We start from the raw sequence: 712 nt of genomic DNA, 5'->3' as shown, positions 1-712 counted from the left end.
CTGGTGGTGTCGCCCGAGGTGTTGTCCTTGAGCGTGTAGCTGTAGCTGATCGAGCCTGCGCCCGTCGCCGCATTGTAACTGTAGCCGGTCACAACAAGCGTGCCCGTGGCATTGTTGGCCACCGTCACCGGCGTATTCAGCGTGGCATTTGCCAGCGCCGCCAGGCTCACCGGCTGCCCGCCGATCTCGATGCTCTGCACCCCGTCCGGCGAGGTAAACGTCACCGAACCCGACGTCGTCTCCGAGTTCGCCGCCTCATTCGAGCCCGCAGGCTCGCTGCCGCGCGCCGGAAGGCCGGCCTCATGGACCGTCGTGCCGGCAGAGTCCGCCCCAGGCGTCGTCACCGTCACCCCGCTGTCGTCGATCTTGATCGTCAGCGTCGCCGTGTCAGTGTCGGTGTCGCCGTCCTTGAGCGTATAGGTGAACACGTCCTGCTTGCCGCCCGGCGTGCCGGCAGTGCGCACATAGGAGTAGGTGCCGTCCGAGTGCAGCGTCAACACGCCATACTGGCCGTTGATCGTCACGCTGCCGCCGGCCGTGATCGTCTGCGACGCCCCGCCGCCGGGATTGTTGCTCTCCACCGCGCTCACCGAGGCGCCGTCCGCACCCTGGACGTCGGCATTGGTCGTGCCTTCGGTCGTGCCCTCACCGCTGATCACGTTGCCCGTCGCCGCATGATCGGCGCCCGACTGACCCGCACCGATCGTGTCGC

Annotated in this window: 1 protein-coding gene; it reads right to left on the bottom strand. The window is 67.6% G+C overall.

The features are described from left to right. On the bottom strand, positions 1-712 hold a 712-nt coding region (locus tag HFK74_RS32965), incomplete at both ends, for a VCBS domain-containing protein (RefSeq protein WP_218953965.1).

Source organism: Pseudomonas sp. SbOxS1 (assembly GCF_013416725.1).
GTDB lineage: Bacteria > Pseudomonadota > Gammaproteobacteria > Pseudomonadales > Pseudomonadaceae > Aquipseudomonas.
Note: the sequence above shows the minus strand (reverse complement) of the source record. Positions and strands in the feature narration are given on the sequence as shown.